Source organism: Campylobacter fetus subsp. fetus (assembly GCF_900475935.1).
Taxonomy (GTDB): domain Bacteria; phylum Campylobacterota; class Campylobacteria; order Campylobacterales; family Campylobacteraceae; genus Campylobacter; species Campylobacter fetus.
On record NZ_LS483431.1, the window covers coordinates 700,079 to 719,615 of the forward strand.

A 19,537-nucleotide genomic window follows, 5' to 3' on the forward strand; every position below is an offset into this window, starting at 1 on the left:
GCTAAAAAAGATTTTTCAGCCCTTTTATAATATCTTTCGCATCATTTGTTTTATTTTCATCCGAGTTAAATAGTTTCTTTAAGCCTCTATCCATCTCTTTTTCTATCTTTGTCTTTAAATAGCTGGATTTAAATGCATATTTAGGCTCTTTTGTAGTTCCAGAAACTTCTATTTGTAGATCCGTTTTTTCTATATTCGTATCAATAGGTATAAATATCTTTGAGTTTAGCATATTTATACTTCCTTTTGTAACATTTACATCTGATTTTGGAGAGCTCATTTGGGCATTAAAGGTTATTATATCTTTGTTTATATCTCCTTTTACATAGCCGTCTTTAAAGACTTCTTCTGTTATATCTTGGTTCAATGCTATGCTAATGGCATTTGTAAGTCCGCTTTTAGCTAGTTTTCCTTCTAAAAGATCAATTTTAAAATTACCTTTTGCTCCATTCAGGTCATATTTAGCATTTAAATTCGAAATACCTTCATAAAATGGATCATAATCAGCCATTTTTAGAAGTTCTTGTACCGAAAATTTATCTAAATTTAAGGTTAAGATACCATTTTTTAACTCTGATTTTAGTTTGCTTTTAAGCAGATCAGAGTTTAAAGTTAGATAAAGAGTGTCTTTGTACTGTGCTTTACCGTTTGCGTTTAGACTTCCTATTAATTTTTTACCGATTAAAAATTCAAATTTTGAAATATCGTTTATATTAGCCAAATACGTTGCATCCAAAGCTAATTTATTTATATCAAAACTTCCTTCAAATTTGTCTATGTTTATTAAATTTGAACTTAAATTTGACATAAAATATGCAATTGAATTTGTGAAAGTAGGTTTAAACTCTGCTCTAAATTTAATATTGTTTGGAAAATCTTTTTTTGTCATTTCTTTTAAATTGGCTGCATTTAGCGTCGCGTTATTTAAATCTATAACTCCTTTTCCGTTTAGATTTTTTATATCTATGGAATCTAAGTTTAATTCCGCATTTATAACTCCATCAAATAGCGGTTTTTGACCGATCAATACAAACAAATTTTCAGCTAAAATATCTTTGATATTTGCTTTTAATGTGTTGTTTTTTAAATTCGCATTTATAACTCCATCCATAGCTTTTATATTTAAGCTTAGATTATCTAATTTGGTAGCTTTTATGACAGCTTCAGCGTTTAGTTCAGCTGAACCGTTTAGTGTTTTGCCTGTTAAGTTTCCAAGAGCATTTAAGCTCGGAATACTCATTTGCAAACTAGCATTTGCATCTTTGCTATCAAGATTGTAAATACTATGAAACTTATCTACCCTTAAAATTTCTGAGCTTAATATAGAATTTAAGTTTAAAATTCCATCTTGAAAAATTGCTTTGGCGTCTCCCGTAAATGGTATATCTTTTTTAATTTCAGTATTTATTAGTTTGTTTAGTTCATTACTTTTGAGTTTTGAGTTTGTGATTTTTAAATTTGCACTTCCGTTTGTTTTTGATGGAATATTTATATCGTTTATGTCGGCGATACCGTTTATGCTTCCATCGGCAATTGCCGGCAAAGACGCTATTTTAAGCAGTTCATCAAGTTTTATATTTTTTATATCGGCGTCTATTTTATTGTCTTTTAATTTTGCTATTACAATTCCTCCAAGACCTTTTATTTGTGCGTCTAAAAACGATAGTTTGTTTGCGTCTATTTGAGTATTTGCATTTAGTGTTATCTCGCCTTTTAAAGACTGTTTGATCAAAGGTTCTAGTTTTAGCAGATCTGGAATGTTTAAATTTAAATCGGTATTTAGTTTATTGTTTGAGATATTATATACGGAGTTTAGTGCCGCCGCAACCGCTATCGGAGATTTTATCACGGTTTTTGCAGTAGCTATATCGCCCGATAGTTTTATATCTGATTTTGCAGTTATGAAAAAATTACTCGGAAGTGAAATATTGAAGTCGTTTTGTATAAGCTCATTGTTTGTGTTTGCTTTTTTTATATTTAAATTTGCATCTCCTTGATAACCGTTATTTGCATACGATATATCGGCCGTAGCATCTAAATGTCCTATTATATATGGTTTATGAAGCGCTATAGTCGATATCTGTGCCAAATTTAGAGATTTTGCGTCTAGTTTTAACTCAAGAGGTTTTAAATTTACAACTCTAATGGCAAATCTCATATTTGAGCCTACAAGAATTCCCGCTCCATTTACTACAAAATTATTTAAATTTCCAATCATATCTCCATTTAAAGATATATTATCTTTTATATCTATACCAAAACTGTTTAAGCTTCTGGTTTGTGCGGTATAGTTTAGATCAAAGTTTTTTTTAATCAGATTATAGCTTCCTGTAACTGTTAGGTTTAGCTCGGAGTTTATCGCGGCTTGTATATCTGCTTTGGATAAACCGACTTTAAACTTTTTTAATTCTATTTTCATACCGCTTTTTTGCGTTGCTATTTTTTCTACGTACGGCTTCATGAGACTATTCCCAAAACTAGTAAATAATATGGTATAAGCAGATATAAATAATACTGCAATAATGCCTAAAATCCATAGTAAAACTCTCATATTTTGCTCCGTATTTTCTTATAATTATACAATATATTTGTAAAGAAACGAAATATTTAGAGAAAGTATTTAAACTTGAGCCAATTAGACTAAAATTTTATGATAAATTTGGCTTTAAATCTTGACTTTTAACTAAAATTATGCTATATTTTCGTCACTCAAAAGGTAAGAGTGCTAATTATTTAGAGAAAAATTTGATAAACGAAAGGACAAGAGATGAAATTTGAGCCACTTGGAAAACGTGTTTTAGTAGAGCGAGAAGAGGAAGTTAAGACAACTGCTAGCGGTATTATTATACCAGATAATGCTTCAAAAGAAAAACCTTCAAAAGGAAAAGTAGTAGCAGCTAGCAAAGAGGCTGAGGGTGTTAGCGTAGGTGATATCGTTGTATTTGCAAAGTATGCTGGCAGCGAGATCAGCTTAGAAGATAAAAAATATCTAGTTTTAAATTTAGAAGATATTTTAGGCGTAATTAAGTAAATTAAAGGAGCAAAACAATGGCAAAAGAAATTATTTTCGCAGATGATGCAAGAAATAGATTATATAGCGGTGTAAAAAAATTAAACGATGCGGTAAAAGTTACTATGGGACCAAGAGGTCGTAATGTACTTATCCAAAAAAGCTTTGGTGCACCTTCTATCACAAAAGACGGCGTAAGCGTTGCAAAAGAGATAGAACTTAAAGATACTATAGAAAATATGGGTGCAGGTTTAGTCAGAGAAGTTGCTAGCAAAACAAACGATGAAGCAGGAGACGGTACTACAACTGCTACAGTTTTAGCTCACGCTATATTTAAAGAAGGACTTAGGAACATAACTGCCGGCGCAAATCCTATCGAAGTAAAACGCGGAATGGATAAATTCGTTGAGGCTGTTACAAGCGAGTTAAAATCAGCCGCTAAAAAAGTAGACGGTAAAAAAGAGATAGCTCAAGTAGCTACTATTTCAGCAAATAGCGATAGCTCAATCGGTGATCTTATAGCCGAAGCTATGGAAAAAGTTGGTAAAGACGGTGTCATCACAGTAGAAGAAGCAAAATCTATAAATGACGAGTTAAATGTCGTTGAAGGTATGCAGTTTGATCGTGGATATTTAAGTCCGTATTTCATCACAAACGCTGAAAAAATGCAAGTCGAATTAAGTAGTCCATTTATACTTTTATTTGATAAGAAAATTACAAATTTAAAAGATCTACTTCCGGTTTTAGAACAAATTCAAAAAACAGGAAAACCTCTTCTTATCGTTGCTGAGGATATCGAGGGTGAAGCTCTTGCAACTTTAGTTGTAAATAAATTAAGAGGCGTTTTAAATATTTCAGCAGTAAAAGCTCCTGGATTTGGAGATAGAAGAAAAGCTATGCTTGAAGATATAGCTATTTTAACCGGCGGTGAAGTGATCAGCGAAGAGTTAGGCAGAACTTTAGAGAGTGCTAGCTTACAAGATCTTGGTCAAGCAGATAGAGTTGTTATAGATAAAGATAACACTACTATAGTAAATGGTGCCGGAGATAAAGATTCGATAGAAGCTAGAATTAATCAAATAAAAGCTCAAATAGCTGAGACTACAAGCGATTATGATAAAGAAAAGTTGCAAGAAAGACTAGCTAAATTAAGCGGCGGTGTTGCTGTTATCAAAGTAGGAGCTGCGACAGAAACAGAAATGAAAGAAAAAAAAGATAGAGTAGACGACGCTCTAAATGCTACAAAAGCAGCAGTAGAAGAGGGCATCGTAGTCGGAGGCGGTGCAGCGCTTATCAAAGCCGGAAATAGAGTAAATCTAAGCTTAAAAGGTGATGAGTTAATTGGCGCTGAGATAGTTAAACGTGCGCTTTTTGCCCCTCTTCGTCAGATAGCTGAAAATGCCGGATTCGACGCTGGAGTAGTGGCAAATTCTGTATCATGCGCAGATTGCCCTAATTATGGATTTAACGCAGCTAGCGGCGAATATGTTGATATGTTTGAAGCTGGAATTATAGATCCTGTTAAAGTAGAAAGAATAGCTTTACAAAACGCAGTTAGCGTAGCAAGCTTACTTCTTACTACTGAAGCTACGGTTAGTGAGATAAAAGAGGATAAACCTGCTATGCCTCCGATGCCAGACATGGGCGGTATGGGTGGAATGGGCGGAATGATGTAAGCCCTAAAGCAGACTCCTTTTTGGGGTTTGCTTTTATACTTTTTTATTTTTATACTTTTAAATTTATGCTATTTTTACTATTTTATGCTACTTTTATTTAACACAATTTTATATTTATTTTGAACATTTATGATAAAATACGATTCAAGGAGAATATATGAAAAAAGTTGTAATACTACTAAATATGGGCGGAGCTGATGATTTAAGTCAAGTTGAGCTATTTTTGAAAAATATGTTTAACGATCCATATATTTTGGGTATAAAAAATAGAAAAATTCGCTCAGTGCTAGCTTGGCTTATAACTAAAATGAGACTAAAAAGTGCAACACGCAACTATACGGAGTTAGGCGGCAAATCTCCTATAGGAGATATCACTAGATCTTTGATTGATAAATTAAATATTAAATTCGGAAATGAAAATCTTACTTTTGATTATGCTATGAACTATACACCTCCTTTTGCTATAGATAGTTTAAAAAAGTATAAATACGCCGATGAAATACTGCTATTTCCATTATATCCTCATCATTCAAGAACTACTATAGTATCTAGTTTGGATTCCGCAAACAGAGCTATAAAAGAGCTTAGTATAAAATCTAATATAAAAGTTATAAACTATTTTTATAAGGATGAAAGATATAATAAAATTATAACAAGTAGTATAAAAGAAAAGATTGCTGAAATGAATTCAAGTCAAATCGATCTGATATTTTCATCTCATTCACTTCCGAAAAAAATAATCGAAAAAGGCGACTTGTATGAAACTCATACTAATGAACATGTAAAAATAATTTCAGATATGTTGGCTAAAGATGGAGTTAAGTTTAATTCTATTAGTTTAGCTTATCAATCAAGATTGGGGCCTGTTGAATGGCTGGGTCCGAATTTAAGCGAAGTTTTATCAAATTTAAAAAGCAAAAAAGCACTTATTTATCCGATTAGTTTTTGTATAGATAACTCAGAAACGGATTTTGAACTAGATATCGAGTATAGAAAAATAGCAGATCAAAAAGAGTTTGACTACTATGAAGTTGTGAAAGCTCCTGATGATAGTGAAGCTTTTGTTGATTATATAGCTTATAAAGTTAAAGAGTTAGTCTAATATATCTCTGTTATCTTGCTCGTTTTGATCTATTTTAGGAGATGCTATAGCCGGTTTTAAATAACCATTTTCTACCATTAATTCAACGGTGTTTTTAAAAATCGGTAAAGCGCTCCATGAGGCGTAATAGTAAGGATATGGTTTCATAGGCTCTCTTACTAATACGCCTATTGTATAGTTATTTCCGCTTATATCATTAACAAATCCAAAAAAGCTTGCATTATATCGTTTATCGCTATAGCCTCCACTTGTAGCTATGTGAGCGGTTCCGGTTTTTCCACCTATACTAAGTCCTTGTATACGCGCTTTTCTAGCTGTGCCTTTGTTGCTTTCGACTACTTTTATAAGTATTCTTTTCATAATTTTAGCAGTTTCTATAGGTAAAATAGTTTTGATATCTTGCTCCTTTATAGCATATATTTTACCGTTTTTTTCTAGGTGACTTGCGATTTGCGGTGTTATCATAACTCCATTATTATTTATAGTGTTATAAGCATTTAAAAGTTGCATAAATGTGGCTTGAAGTCCATATCCATAACTAACAGTAGATTTGTATGTTTTATTTCTAAGTTCGTTTATAGATGGAAGTAATCCAACTTGTTCATAGCTTAGATCAACTCCTGTTTTTTTAGAAAATCCAAAATCCAAAAGCCCATTATATAGATCTATTTCACTTAATCTCTCAACTAGCTGTATCATACCCACATTTGATGATTCTACTATTATATCTTCAGCACTTAAAAAATCATTTTTATGACTATCTGTTATTGTTCTTTGGCCGAGTTTATACTTTCCGCCATATGTATTTATGATCTCTAGCGGATTTACTTTATTTTCTCTAAGTAACAAAGAGAAAATGACTGGTTTCATGACCGAACCTACTTCATAAGCGTATTCGCTTGCGGTTGAATTTAATGATTGGTAATCATTTATTGTGATATTTGATGGATTATATCTTGAAGTGGAAACTAATGCGATGATTTTTCCTGTTTTGCTCTCCATAACTCCTATAACAACCTCTTTTGCTATGAGATCGTTTAGCTTTTGTGTTGCCATCTGTTCTATTACTTTTTGGAGTTTCAATGGAGTATTTAAAACCACATTATACCCGTCAATTCGTTTTGAGAGTTCTGCGTCACCAGATAGTATAATAGTGTTTGACAGATCTCTTGGACCTTTTGTAATCGCATCTTGCGTAGATGAGAGCAGGTTGTCATATACTTTTTCTATACCTTTTACTCCTTCTACTTTGGTTATACCGTCTTGTTCTATCTTTTTTATGTAGCCGATGGCTGGAGTAAGAGTATCTTCTGCCATATATATACGTTTTTCACCACTTTCTACGATGCTCATACCTTGAGTTGCGACTATTCCTGTTTTTGGATCTTGATATGCTATGAATACCTTTTTTTTGTATAATTTTCTAGCTAGCTCCTTGAGATACGCTGCACCTTTTGCGTCTATTTCATACGATAAGGTTACTACGCCTTTTTTGCTAAGTATTTTTCTGATTTTGGTTGGATCATCACCGCTGTAGAGTGTGTATAATTTTATAAAAAGCTCTTTTTTGTTTGGATCTATGTTTCTAGTATCCACCATAGCTTTGTATAATTTTTGACTACTAGCTATACTAAAACCGTCTTTTGATATGATTGAGCCCCTAAGAGCGCTATCAAAATCACTACTTTGTAGCTTTGGCAGCTTTCTATCTAACAAAGCTCTATAAAATATTACAAATAAAAATAGTATAATTCCTAAAACTATAAAGCTGAAGATTACATAGATCTTGCTTTGGCTTTGATATCCGCTCATTACAACTGTGTTCTTGAGATTTCTTTATATGCATTTATAGCTTTATTTCTTACTTCTAACATCAATTTCATACTAGTTTCCGCTTTTCCTATAGCTATAGCTGCTTGATGAAGATCTTTTACCTCTCCTGTGGCTAAGTCTGCTACTGCTTTATCTGCTTTTTCTTGAACATCATTTAAGTCGCTTAAAGCTTTATTTAGCATATCTGAAAAGCCGCTACCAGCACCATCTTTTTGCTTAGTCTGCTCTGTTGTTTGATTTAAATTTGAAATCTCAGATATATTCATAAATTATCCTTTTAGTAACTCTATTGCGCTAGTTGCTATACTCTTTGCGCTTTGAAATGCTGAAACATTTGCTTGATAAGCTCTTGTTGCTTCTATTAAATCGGCCATTTCTATAACGGGATTAATATTTGGCAGCATTATATAACCTTTTGCGTCTGCGTCTGGGTGAGTCGGATCATATTTTAGTTTAAAGTCCTTATCATCTCGAACAATTTTATCTACTACGACACTCATAAGAGCCGGTTTTGGAAATTCCGGAGCATCTGGATCATTTAATGGATTTTCATTTTTTAAAAAGTCATTTTTTGAATTTATAGATTTGTTTAACTCTTTATCAAATTCTATAGCTTTAAATATAACTTCTCTGCGACGATAAGGACCTCCTTCAGCAGTTCTTGTCGTATTAGCATTTGCAATGTTTGAACTTATAACATTCATTCTAAAACGTTGTGCGCTAAGACCGTATCCGCTTATATCAAAATCACTTAAATATGCCATCGTTTATCCTTATAATTTACCGCTTGCGTCAATTACGCTTTTAAATATCTCACCGTGTTTTTTACTTGCTGAATCAAGCGCTTGAACCATTAGAGCATTTTTTCCAAGCTCTGTTGTTTCAACATCAAGATCGACGGTATTCGCATCATTTCTTGCTGTATGACCGTCTCTTAAATAGATTGTTGCTTGTTTGTTGCTAGGAAAATCTAAAGCCGGAAAATGTTTTTCGTTTGTTACTGCAAGTTCAAGTTTTGGCTCTCCTGAGTTTTTGTTATAAATTTCATTTTTTTTAGCTATCAACGCTGATTCAAAATCAACATCTTTAGATTTATAAAACGGAGTGTCAATGTTTGCTATGTTGCTAGCTATAAGCTTTTGGCGAAGTACTCTGCCTTCTAGAGCAGCTTCTACTAGCTGTTTTGATTTGCTTGTCGAAAAACCTGCATACATCTATATCTCCTTGAACTTATAGTCTTTAATAAGCAAAATTTATTCCTAATTTTCTAAATTTAGATCTTTAAATGAATTAAATCCGGATTTTTTTGATATCTTTTCTTTTAATTCATCTAAAAATCTCTCTCTTGCCAAACTTTTGGCCCCCATAAATTTAAGATGAGAGTTCATAACTTGAGCGTCTATAAGAAAGTCAAACGGTCTTAATGCTTCACAAAGTTTTATCAGACCTACTTTAGAAGCATTTGGTTTGATACTTATCATACTCTCTCCGCAAAATATTTTACCTATGATGATTCCATACAATCCACCTATTAATTCATCATTTTTATATACTTCTACGCTATGCGCCCATCCTAAATCATATAAATTTGAGTATGCTGTTATGATATCTTGACTTATCCATGTCGGCTCCGTTTTCTCTCTTTGTGTTTTACAAAGAGTTATGAGTTTCTTAAAGTCGGTATCAAATTTAACCTTATAATCTCTTAAAAACGGCTTTATACTCTTATGTATTTTTACACTATCTGGATAAAATACAGCCCTAGGATCTGGTGACCACCAAAGTATGTTCTCACCATTCATAAACCAAGGAAAAATACCGTTTTTATATGCGTCTAATAAAGTATCTGCGCTAAGATCGCCACCTAATGCCAAAGGAGCGTCTTTGGGTGCTTGTTTTGGATTTGGAAATTTTGATTTCATTTTTTGTAGTTCTCTAATTCTTTAAAATCAAAAGATACGCTTATTCCATCATTTATACACGGTAAAAGTTCGCATTGCGAGTAATAAAAGCTAATTTCGTTTTTTGTTATAGCAAAATTATCGTTGAATTCTATTGCGTCAAAATCAAAAAATTCAGCTTTTGCATCGTCGTCATTTGTGATATTATTGTCTATTTTAAATTTAGTAAGTAGTCTATTTTTTAGCTTTTCTATAAGTTCAGTTTTGTTTAGATCATAAACACTTCTTATATCAAATGCACTCGCGTTTGCATCAACAACTCTATTTATAATATGAAAAGTTGGATGGACTCCGTTGAAATTTGACACAAAAGTTTGATATGTCGTTATATTTTCATCAAGATAGATAATATAACTAAGAGATGAAAAATTTGCTTGTTTTTGTGCACTTAACTCTGTTTCATTTGTATCTTTATCTGTTCGAAATTCGCTTTTTATATAGCACGTATTTTCATCATAATAACTAATCGCATCTATATCCATCTTTTTGATAATAGGAATATCCGTTTTTTTCAATAACATCTTTACAGTTACGTTTGAGTCATTATAGCTAACTACTGCTATAGGTGCAAAATGTATCTCTCTACCTTCTTTTTTACCGTAATATTTTTTGTTGCCTACGTAAAAAATGTAACTGTTTAGATCTATCTTTTCGTCGTCATTATCATCTCCGCACCCTTTTACCAAACCGTTTATACCAAAATCATGTATATAAATTTGATAATTTTTATTTGCCGCATATATAAACTCGCCGTTAAAATTCACTCCAAAAATCAAGCCAAACATAACAGACAAAAGTAAAAGTAGTCTCATTTGTTTGCCTTGAAATCAAATTTAAACTCTCCATCAAACTCGATATATACTTCTCCACCGCGTTTTAAACTACCAAATAATAGCTCTTTTGAGATAGAACTATTTATACTATCTTTGATAACTCTCTTTAAATTTCTAGCTCCGTATTCGTCACTAAATCCTTGATTTATAATCTCATTTAATGCTTTTTTACTTAAATTTATTTTTATTTTTTTAGCCATTTTTTCTAAATTTGAAATTTCTTTTTCAACTATTTTTTCTAAAATATCTTTGCTGAGATCATTAAATCGTATTATTTTATCTATACGATTTCTAAACTCAGAGCTAAAAAATCCCTTTACGGCCTTATCTGTTTTATCGCTTAAATTTTTGTTAAACCCAAGAGTATTTGGCTCTTTTGTGCCTAAATTCGATGTCATTATAATAATAGTATTTTTAAAATCGCTTTTATTTCCACTATTGTCAGTGAGACTTGCACTATCAAAAATTTGTAAGAATATATTTATCATCTCATCATTAGCTTTTTCTATTTCATCAAATAGTATAACGCTGTAAGGATGTTTTTTTACCATATTTGTTAGTAATCCGCCGCTCTCAAATCCTATATATCCAGGAGGTGCTCCTATGAGCCTTGAAACGCTGTGTTTTTCCATATATTCGCTCATATCGTATCTCTCAAAATGGACATTTAATGAGTTTGCCAACTCATTTGCCAACTCGCTTTTTCCTACACCGCTACTTCCTGTAAATAAAAATATTCCAATTGGTTTATTTGGTTCGTTTAATCCGGCGTAAGATGAGATAAGAGCATCGTTTAACGCATCTATAGCGCTATCTTGACCAAATATTTTTGCTTTTAAATTTGCTTTTAAATTTTTTAAGATTTTAGTGTTGTCGCTATTTTCATTTAAATTTGATATATTTGCCATTTTTGATACGGTATTTAGTATGTCAGATTTTAAAACTCTTTTTTTAGAATTATTTTTCTCTGCTTCATTTTTTATGGCTTCTAAGTTATCAAATTCATCATCAACGTTAATCGCGTAGCTCCACACCGTTTCATCTTTTAGGTTCAATTTATTTGGATTAGCTATGCTTAGTTTGGCTCCGGTTTCATCTATGATATCTATAGCGCTGTCTGGTAGAAATTTATCACTTAAGTACCTTTTTGCAAGCTCTATGCTAAGCTTTAAAATTTCATCGCTATAAGTTACGTTGTGAAACTTTTCGTAAGTAGACTTAAGCCCTTTTAGTATCAAAAAACACTCATCTGGATTTGGCTCGCTAACATCGATTTTATTAAATCTTCTAAGTAAGGCTTTATCCTTGTTAAAATTTCTAAACTCGCTATAAGTTGTAGCTCCTATACATCTTATATCGCCGTTTGCAAGATGCGGTTTTAATATATTTGCTACATCCAGACTATTTTCATTTGAACTATTTTGAGACATTATCGAGTGAATTTCATCTATAAATATTATATGATTTTTGTTCTCTTTGAGTTTGGAAATTATACTTTTTAATCTCTCTTCAAACTCTCCTCTATACTTTGCGCCGGCTATCAAAGAACTAACGTCGAGATTAAATATAATGCTATTTTTTAGTCTGTCCGGAACTTTGCCGTTTACTATTTTTTGAACTATTCCTTGCACTATTGCTGTTTTACCTACTCCTGCTTCTCCTACGAAAATCGGATTATTTTTTTTGTGGCGGCATAGTATTTCAAGAGCTTTTTGTATCTCCTCTTCGCGTCCTATAACAGGATCTATCTTTGAGTTTTTTACCATATCGTTTAAATTCGAAACGAATTGACTTGTATCGTTTTGTTCATCATTTAAACCATGAAATTTAAGTACTTGATATGCGCTTGAGCTTTTATCTTCTAAAATTTCCTCTAAAAAGTCCTCGGCGTCAAAAATTTCCTCTTCTTTTATGCTGCTTAAAATTTCGCTTAACTTATATGTTAAAACAGGAGGCTTTGGAGATTCTAGTCTTGGAAACTGGTCTATAAGTCCTACTAAATCATTTCTCAGAGCTACTGGATCGCTAACTCCTAAAGACGAAAGAGTTTTTAAAAACTCCGTATCAAAAGTAAGAGCGTAAAGTATATGCTCAACTCCTATATATTCGTGAGATTTTGAAATGGCAAGCTCATTTGCTTGTTTTATTGATTTTGCTAAGTTGTTTTGTATCATTACTCTTCTTCTATAACGCATTTTAGTGGAAAACCGTTTGCTTTTGCAAGGTTTAAAACTTCCATCTGTTTAGTTTGTGCTATCTCTTTTGTGTATATACCGCATATTGCTCTGCCGCTTTGGTGGATTTTTAACATCAATTCTATAGCTTCATTTTTACTTTTATTAAAAATATCTATAAGTATCATAACAACAAAGTCCATAGTCGTAACTTCATCGTTTAAAAGCATTACTTTAAACAAGTTAGGCTTAAAATCTTTTATTTTAGTCTTTGTGATACTGCTTTTTTTAGTTTGCACTTTTTATCCTGCTTACATCTTTGCTGATAACTGCAGTAGAAACTTCACCTAGGTAGAATTTATTTGTTTTGCTATCTCCTAAAGTGTCGCTTAAAGTCTGATATACTCCATTTTTTAATACTACTTTAAATGGAATTTGAAGCGCTCTTTTATAATCTATATCATGTAAAATTTGATCAACAATTCTAGGGTTTTCTTTTGAATTTGATATAAAATAGTACGCATTGTATTTTTTAGAGAAGTTTTCTACAATGCCTTTATCATCGATATTTTCAAAATATATAAGTCCGATAATCATAAAATCATCGCTGTTTTTAAGCTGATAATCCATAAGATGCGGCGCTTCTTTTTGGCAAGGAACGCAGTAAGTACCAAAGATATCTATCATTACTATTTTATCGCTATCTTTTAACTTAAATCCGTTTTGCGTTCTAACTAGAGTCGTTTTTGATCCTATTACGCTAGTTAGCTCTATCTTATCTCCTGTTTTGTATGGAGTAAAACTAGTTGTTTCTTCCTCTTTTTGAGTAGAGCAGCCGACTAAAAACAGTGTTAAAAATGTAAGTATAAGTGTTAATTTCTTCATTTATATTCCTTTTAAATTTAAATATATTTTTTTAAAGCAGATCTTGCTTCGATATTTGCCTCTTTTTGTTTTAAGGCTTCTCTTTTATCGTGCAGATTTTTACCTTTTGCAAGAGCAATGTTGGCTTTTACTATATTTTTGCTGTTTAGATACAGCGATAAAGCAACCATAGTAAGTCCATCGGTGCTGACTTTTCCAAATAATTTATCTATCTGGCGTCTATGCATAAGCAGTTTTCTAGGAGCTCTTTCATCTGGTCTGAAGTATGAGTTTGTCGTATCTAGATAGCTTATATGAGCATTTAGTAAAAACAGTTCTCCTCTTATGATGCGCACAAAGCTATCTTTAAGATTCGCTCTGCCTGCTCTAAGAGCTTTTACTTCACTACCTTTTAATGCTATCCCTGCTTCAAACGTCTCTAATATGGCGTAGTCGTGGAATGCTTTTTTATTTCTCGCTAGATCTTTGGACATAAAACTCTCTTTGATAATTTTCTTTTAAATTATTATAATTATAGCAGATTAGTCTAAAATTTTGTTAAATAAAATATATGATTCAAGCTGATTTAAACTCTATAAAACGATATTTTCAGCTGTTTATTAAGTATAATACTCATATATTATTACAGTTTAATGAGTATATCAAAATAATATTTTAAATTTAAAACAAAAGCTCAAAAATATATCTATATAGATAGCCTAAATTTTGTACTTCCACTTCCGCTAAGAAATTCGTTTTGAGATATTTTTAAATCCGGATATAATTTAATGCATGGCTTTAATAGATCGTTTAACTCATAATTTTTATATGAATTTAATATCTCTTTTGAGCTTAGTTTTTCTAAATTTAGTGCTAAATCAGTATCAAATTTAGAAAAGTACTTTTTGTATCTGCTAAAAACGTCTTTAGTAGAGCAGAATATTTTACTTTTTATGATGTCTATTTTTGGGATATCATCATCAAATACAGACACTATTTCACCGATTCCGCTTACATTTGCACTGTTAAATCCGCTTAAGAAAAATGGTACGTCCGCTCCTATATTTTTACTTATTTGGATTAGCTTTTCTTTTGGTATATTTAAATTTAAATTATCATTTGCTAAATTTAAAAACGCTGCGGCGTTTCCGCTTCCGCCTCCAAGTCCGCCGCCGATAGGAATGTTTTTTGTCAGTTTTACCTGATTAAATTTGAAAAACTCGTCAAGCTCGTTTTTAAATCCGAGTTTTTCTAGCTCCATTCTTGCTTTTTTAATAATATTGTTTTGTATTTTGTCATTTTGTATAAACTCATCGCTGGTTTTTTTTACGAATTCAATCTCATCGAAAATACCTTTAAACAGTATAAATCTTGATCGAATTTCATGGTAATTTCCTCTAAAACCAGTTATTTTTAGAAATATATTTAATTTAGCGTAACTTCTCATTTTTGAAACTTTTTGCTAAGTTCGTTTAGTGAGTTTTTATTTACCAAACTAGCTTTTAAATTTGAATTTGCTATTTCATTTATAAGTTCGCTTCTTAGTATCATAACATTTTTTGGCGCTTCTATACCGATTTTTACACCATTTTTTAGCGTTTGGATTACTTTTATCTCTATGTTGCCTTCTATTTTGATACTTTCGCCGTCTTTTCTAGTTAGTATAAGCATATTCTACCTTATTTAAACAGTAAGAAACAGCACCATTTTCTATCTTTATTATGCTAAAAAAATTATCAAAAATTAAGTAATAAGTGCCATCTGTTTTTATTTGAAACTCGTTTATATCCAGTTTCTTGCCGTCTTTTATATTATCTTCATTTCCAAGATAACTATTTTGTGCTAAATTTAAAAACTCAAGCGGATCTAAAGCTTTTTCATTTTCAAATTTAAATCGTCCTTCGCTAACTCTTCTTAATGCGCTTAGAGTGCCATCTACTCCGAGTCTTTTAGCAAATAAATTTGCCCAAGATCTAACATAAGCGCCCTCGCTAAGTGAAATTTCAAAACTTAAAAACGGGTGACAATAATGTATAAGTTTTACGTTAAAAATTTCCATAACAGAACTTTTCATTTCAAATTCCTCACCGTTTCTAGCAAGGGCGTAGGCTCTTTTCCCGTCTATTTTTTTAGCACTAAATTTAGGAGGTACGTAGGTGATTTTGCCTTGTAAATCTTTCATTACAATATCAATACTATCCATAGCAAATGGCTTTAATTTACATACGCTTCTTATATTTTCATTATCTAAGCTTTGCGAGTTTGCTCCTAGCCAAAGAGTGGCAACGTAAGTTTTTGGAGTTTTTTCTAGATAGTTAAACAGTTTTGTATAAGCTCCAAAAGCTATGATAAGAGCTCCATTTGCAAAAGGATCAAGCGTACCTGAAAATCCTGCTTTTTTTATGCCGTATTTGCGTTTTAATCTGCTTAAAAAGTGGTTGCTTGAAATTCCAGAAGGCTTATTTGCTACAAAAAGACGATTATCTTTCATACGACTTTTTCCACGAAACTCGACATTATCTCTTTTATATTTCCTGCGAAGTTGATTTTTAATTTAAATTCAGATTTTATTTTTGTTATCTCCATAACTCTGCCGATACCAAAAATTTTATGTTTGATGAGATCGCCTTTTTTGAACTCATTACTAGTTTCAAGTTTAAGCGAACCTTCACAAAGTCCTGTTTCACTTAAGAATCTCGATTTATTTAGTCTTGCTCTTTGACCTTTGTAAAATCTTGAGTTTGAAAATGAAAGATTTAATCCGCTTTTTGCTCTAGTTATAGCTACATAAGCAAGCCTTCTCTCTTCTTCTATATCGCTTCCATCGCCAATAAGTGGAAAAAATCCCTCTTCAAGCCCTATAACAAAAAGATGTTCAAACTCAAGTCCTTTGCTCGCATGCACGCTCATAATAGATATCGCATCATCGCTTATTCTATCTTGCTCACTTTCTAAAGCTAGCTCATTCAAAAACTCTTCTAAAGCAAAACTCTCATCATTTTGTATTTGATCTTTTATAAGCGCATAAAACTCGTCTATATTTGCTACTCTATCTACCCCGTCGGGTAAATTTTTATAATACTCTTTTATACCAAAACTTTTTTCTAAATTTGCTAGCAGATTGTTTGGAGCTAATGAGCTTAACTCTTTTAACTCATTTGCAAAATCCAATAAAACGACTCTCAATTTTTTTCCTATCGTATCATCATCTATCATATATATAGCGTTATAAATAGACGTTTTATTTTCATAAGCAAATTTTTCAAGCTTTGCAAGGCTTACTTTCCCAAGACCTCTTTTTGGTCGGTTTATTATGCGGTTTAAAGAAAAATCATCGTTTGGATTTAATATAAGTCTTAAATAGCTAATTATATCTTTTATCTCCATTCTCTCATAGAATTTAACTCCGCCCACCATTTTATATGGAATTCTAGCTTTATTTAAACCATCTTCAAGGCTACGAGACAAAGCATTTACTCTATACAATATTGCTATTTCATCTGCTTTAACACCAGATCCTAATAATTTTTGAATTTGACCCGCTATAACTCTTGCTTCTATATTTTCATCGCCGTTTTCTATGATTTGAATCGGATATTCGTCTTTTTTAGTACTAAATAGCTGCTTTCCCAACCTTGAGCGATTATGATCTATAAGCTCATTTGCAGCTTTTAAGATGGACGGAGTAGAGCGGTAGTTTTCTTCAAGTTTGATTAATTTCACGTTATTAAATTGATCTTTGAAATTTAAAATATTTTCTATTTTTGCACCGCGCCAGCCATATATGCTTTGATCATCATCGCCTACTACTACTAGATTTTCATGACACTCGCATAATTTTCTTAGTAGTTTATACTGAAGGTCGTTTGTGTCTTGATACTCATCTACCATTATATATTTATATCTATTTGAAATCTCATTTGCAAGGTCGTTATTATTTAGTAAAATTTTATATGTAAGAGCTAAAAGATCGTCAAAATCCACAAGATTGTTTGCGGCTAAATACTCTTCATATAGTTTGTATGCTTTTGCTATTTTTTCGTAATTTGTTTTCATAAACTGATTTTCTGCGTTTAGTTTTGAGCTACTTATAACATCTTCTACGCTTAAAAGCAGATTTTTGTATTTTGAAATTTCGTTTGATATAACTGAGGCGGCAACACTACTTTCAAACTCTTTTATAATCTTTTTTTTGTCATCCGTATCTATAATGACAAAGCTATTTTTTCTACCTAGCTCATTTATATAAAATTTTAAAAACAAAAGACCGAATTTATGAAAAGTACAAAGAAGCGGAGATGAGCTGATATTTGAGTTTAACATAGACAAGGCGCGGTGTTTCATAGTGCTTGCTGCTTTATTTGTAAATGTTAGTGTTAATGTATTTAACGGGTCTATGCCAACTACGCTGATTAAGTAAGCTAGTCTAGTTGTAATAGTCTTAGTTTTGCCGCTTCCAGCTCCTGCTAATATTAACATAGCGCCATCGATATGTGAGGCTGCTTCTTTTTGGCTTTTGTTTAAAGAGTCTAGTAGATTATCCATAGTATCGCTTTATCTAATTTAATTAATCATTATATCATACTAAAACTTTTAAAGTTTTTAATGAATTCGGATATAAATCTAATTCATTTTGTATATATTTGTTACATTAAGATACACAAATTGGTAAATAAATTAATTAATAATAATGATTAAACTAAAAAAGATTAAATTTAAAAATAAATTCAGATTGGTGTAATATAATGTTACTACAACAACATCTGAAGGGGTTTTTTATGGTTAGTGATTTTAATAAAATCTATACTTTTATGGCTATAGTTAAAGAAAGAAGTTTTTCTAAAGCTTCCAAGGTGCTAGGTATATCCCAACCGGCCGTCACGCTTCAGATCAAAAAGCTAGAAGAGATACTTCAAGCAACTTTGATCATGAGAAAAAAGAATGGAATAATACTTACAAAAGAAGGTGAAAAATTCTACAAACTCTGTTTAAAGTTTGAAGGTTCTATGTTTAGGTTTAAAGAAGAAGCTAACCATATAAAGGACGAGAAAACGCCTATTGTAGTTGCTACAAACGCACTTATAGGTGAAACAATCTTGCCTATAATGTTAGATCAGATATGCGAAGTTGTAGATAGCGAACTAGACGTTAAGATAACAGATCATAGTAATCTACTATCTTATCTACTAGATAGAAGATGTGATTTTTGTATGATGCAAGAGAGAATTTATAATGATCAACTCATTTTTAAGAAACTTTTGGAGTACGAGATAGTTTTGGTTTCAAATTTAAAAACAGATTCACATATCGGCGTAAATGATCTTAGTAAGCATAAATTTATAAAAGATAAGACAAAAACGTTTCTAAGCTCGTATTTTGATCAATTTGGTATAAAATATGATGAGTTTGACACTATTTATAATCTAGATGGATCTGTAGCTACAAGGTGTGCCATGCTTCATAATAAAACAAGAGAGTATTATGCTTTTTTGCCTAAATTTATGATAGAAAATGATTTAGAAAACGAAGAGTTGTTTTTAGTAAATATAGACGGCATTAAGATTATCAGACAGCTATTTATAGCTGGATTAAGCGACAGCGAAGATATGCTCGATAGATTAGGAAAAATAAATTTTAACGTTATTTCTTAAATATATCTTTATTTTTTGGATTTGACATAAAAATTTGTTTTGATTTTTGTTTTCTACTCTCGTTTAAATCCTCTTTATATACTGAAAAGTTAATTAAAAGAGGATTTTCATCAATTGTTATTTGTACTATAGCTCCTATAGGAACACTAACTAAGCTAGCAAAATCATTAGCTCCGAATCCGGCTTCAAAACTAAGATTGGTTTTTGTTAGTATAGCGCTTGAAAGTGTGTATCCGCCAAGACAAAATAGTATAACTGGAGATTTAAAATTAGAACTAATCTCTTTTGGAAGTTCCGGATCAAATGAAGTGTATTTTAAATTCGCAAGTATGCAAAACTCCGTATCTTTGCTAAGAAGATACTCAAGACACTCATAAACGTGAGTTTTCATAAGAGTGCCGAATTTCTCGTCTTTTAAAATATTTTCGATCAT

Annotated in this window: 20 protein-coding genes; 4 read left to right on the forward strand and 16 right to left on the reverse strand. The window is 31.6% G+C overall.

Going from position 1 to position 19,537, the window contains the following annotated elements; translation table 11 throughout:
* Window position 1 precedes the first annotated feature (1 nt).
* Window positions 2-2,551, reverse strand: coding sequence for a translocation/assembly module TamB domain-containing protein (locus DQN38_RS03455; protein WP_111738181.1), 2,550 nt, complete (start codon window positions 2,549-2,551; stop codon window positions 2-4).
* A gap of 216 nt (window positions 2,552-2,767) precedes the next feature.
* On the opposite strand from DQN38_RS03455, the gene groES reads away from it, so the two are divergent.
* The 3 genes from groES (at window position 2,768) to hemH (ending at window position 5,788) form a co-directional block, all read left to right on the forward strand.
* A complete protein-coding gene (groES, locus tag DQN38_RS03460; RefSeq protein WP_002849112.1) occupies window positions 2,768-3,031 on the forward strand; it encodes a co-chaperone GroES in 264 nt (87 codons plus the stop codon).
* 17 nt (window positions 3,032-3,048) lie between these two features.
* The gene (gene groL / locus DQN38_RS03465) at window positions 3,049-4,686 is read left to right on the forward strand and encodes a chaperonin GroEL (protein ID WP_011731919.1); all 1,638 of its coding nucleotides are present in this window, start codon (window positions 3,049-3,051) and stop codon (window positions 4,684-4,686) included.
* Between the two features lie 157 nt (window positions 4,687-4,843).
* The gene (hemH, locus tag DQN38_RS03470) at window positions 4,844-5,788 is read left to right on the forward strand and encodes a ferrochelatase (protein ID WP_002849117.1); all 945 of its coding nucleotides are present in this window, start codon (window positions 4,844-4,846) and stop codon (window positions 5,786-5,788) included.
* On the opposite strand, the gene DQN38_RS03475 is transcribed toward hemH, so the two are convergent.
* The 14 genes from DQN38_RS03475 to DQN38_RS03540 form a co-directional block, all read right to left on the reverse strand.
* Complete coding sequence (locus tag DQN38_RS03475; protein WP_024305147.1) at window positions 5,780-7,600, reverse strand: peptidoglycan D,D-transpeptidase FtsI family protein; 1,821 nt, start codon at window positions 7,598-7,600, stop codon at window positions 5,780-5,782. The genes hemH and DQN38_RS03475 overlap by 9 nt on opposite strands.
* Window positions 7,600-7,887 carry a flagellar hook-basal body complex protein FliE gene (gene fliE, locus DQN38_RS03480; protein ID WP_011731921.1) on the reverse strand — a complete coding sequence of 96 codons (288 nt, stop codon included), beginning with the start codon at window positions 7,885-7,887 and terminating at the stop codon, window positions 7,600-7,602. Before fliE ends, DQN38_RS03475 begins: the two co-directional genes overlap by 1 nt.
* A 3-nt stretch (window positions 7,888-7,890) precedes the next feature.
* Complete coding sequence (flgC, locus tag DQN38_RS03485; protein ID WP_002849120.1) at window positions 7,891-8,385, reverse strand: flagellar basal body rod protein FlgC; 495 nt, start codon at window positions 8,383-8,385, stop codon at window positions 7,891-7,893.
* A 9-nt stretch (window positions 8,386-8,394) separates the two neighbouring features.
* Window positions 8,395-8,835 carry a flagellar basal body rod protein FlgB gene (gene flgB, locus DQN38_RS03490; RefSeq protein WP_042960060.1) on the reverse strand — a complete coding sequence of 147 codons (441 nt, stop codon included), beginning with the start codon at window positions 8,833-8,835 and terminating at the stop codon, window positions 8,395-8,397.
* 45 nt (window positions 8,836-8,880) lie between these two features.
* Window positions 8,881-9,543, reverse strand: a complete 663-nt coding sequence (gene aat, locus DQN38_RS03495; protein ID WP_002849121.1) for a leucyl/phenylalanyl-tRNA--protein transferase — start codon at window positions 9,541-9,543, stop codon at window positions 8,881-8,883.
* A complete protein-coding gene (locus tag DQN38_RS03500) occupies window positions 9,540-10,394 on the reverse strand; it encodes an RsiV family protein (RefSeq protein WP_011731923.1) in 855 nt (284 codons plus the stop codon). The genes aat and DQN38_RS03500 overlap by 4 nt, the downstream gene beginning before the upstream one ends.
* Window positions 10,391-12,589: an AAA family ATPase gene (locus tag DQN38_RS03505; RefSeq protein ID WP_065843722.1), complete on the reverse strand. Its 2,199-nt coding sequence runs from the start codon at window positions 12,587-12,589 to the stop codon at window positions 10,391-10,393. Before DQN38_RS03505 ends, DQN38_RS03500 begins: the two co-directional genes overlap by 4 nt.
* Window positions 12,589-12,888 carry an ATP-dependent Clp protease adaptor ClpS gene (locus DQN38_RS03510; protein WP_011731924.1) on the reverse strand — a complete coding sequence of 100 codons (300 nt, stop codon included), beginning with the start codon at window positions 12,886-12,888 and terminating at the stop codon, window positions 12,589-12,591. Before DQN38_RS03510 ends, DQN38_RS03505 begins: the two co-directional genes overlap by 1 nt.
* On the reverse strand, window positions 12,878-13,474 hold the full coding sequence (locus DQN38_RS03515; RefSeq protein WP_065843721.1) for a thioredoxin domain-containing protein: 597 nt from the start codon (window positions 13,472-13,474) through the stop codon (window positions 12,878-12,880). Before DQN38_RS03515 ends, DQN38_RS03510 begins: the two co-directional genes overlap by 11 nt.
* A gap of 17 nt (window positions 13,475-13,491) precedes the next feature.
* On the reverse strand, window positions 13,492-13,947 hold the full coding sequence (gene smpB, locus DQN38_RS03520; RefSeq protein ID WP_002849128.1) for an SsrA-binding protein SmpB: 456 nt from the start codon (window positions 13,945-13,947) through the stop codon (window positions 13,492-13,494).
* A gap of 212 nt (window positions 13,948-14,159) precedes the next feature.
* Window positions 14,160-14,900: a 4-(cytidine 5'-diphospho)-2-C-methyl-D-erythritol kinase gene (locus DQN38_RS03525; RefSeq protein ID WP_065843720.1), complete on the reverse strand. Its 741-nt coding sequence runs from the start codon at window positions 14,898-14,900 to the stop codon at window positions 14,160-14,162.
* Window positions 14,897-15,124 carry a carbon storage regulator CsrA gene (csrA, locus tag DQN38_RS03530; protein WP_002849131.1) on the reverse strand — a complete coding sequence of 76 codons (228 nt, stop codon included), beginning with the start codon at window positions 15,122-15,124 and terminating at the stop codon, window positions 14,897-14,899. Before csrA ends, DQN38_RS03525 begins: the two co-directional genes overlap by 4 nt.
* Entirely contained in the window at window positions 15,108-15,944 is an 837-nt protein-coding gene (gene truB / locus DQN38_RS03535; RefSeq protein ID WP_042960616.1) for a tRNA pseudouridine(55) synthase TruB, read from the reverse strand. The genes csrA and truB overlap by 17 nt, the downstream gene beginning before the upstream one ends.
* Window positions 15,941-17,998: a UvrD-helicase domain-containing protein gene (locus tag DQN38_RS03540; protein ID WP_002849133.1), complete on the reverse strand. Its 2,058-nt coding sequence runs from the start codon at window positions 17,996-17,998 to the stop codon at window positions 15,941-15,943. The genes truB and DQN38_RS03540 overlap by 4 nt, the downstream gene beginning before the upstream one ends.
* A 233-nt stretch (window positions 17,999-18,231) precedes the next feature.
* Here DQN38_RS03540 and DQN38_RS03545 point away from each other — a divergent pair, with 233 nt between their 5' ends.
* A complete protein-coding gene (locus DQN38_RS03545) occupies window positions 18,232-19,104 on the forward strand; it encodes a LysR family transcriptional regulator (RefSeq protein ID WP_002849134.1) in 873 nt (290 codons plus the stop codon).
* Here the strand turns inward: DQN38_RS03545 and DQN38_RS03550 are convergent.
* Window positions 19,094-19,537 carry a hypothetical protein gene (locus DQN38_RS03550; protein WP_002849139.1) on the reverse strand — a complete coding sequence of 148 codons (444 nt, stop codon included), beginning with the start codon at window positions 19,535-19,537 and terminating at the stop codon, window positions 19,094-19,096. The two genes, DQN38_RS03545 and DQN38_RS03550, sit on opposite strands and share 11 nt — an antisense overlap.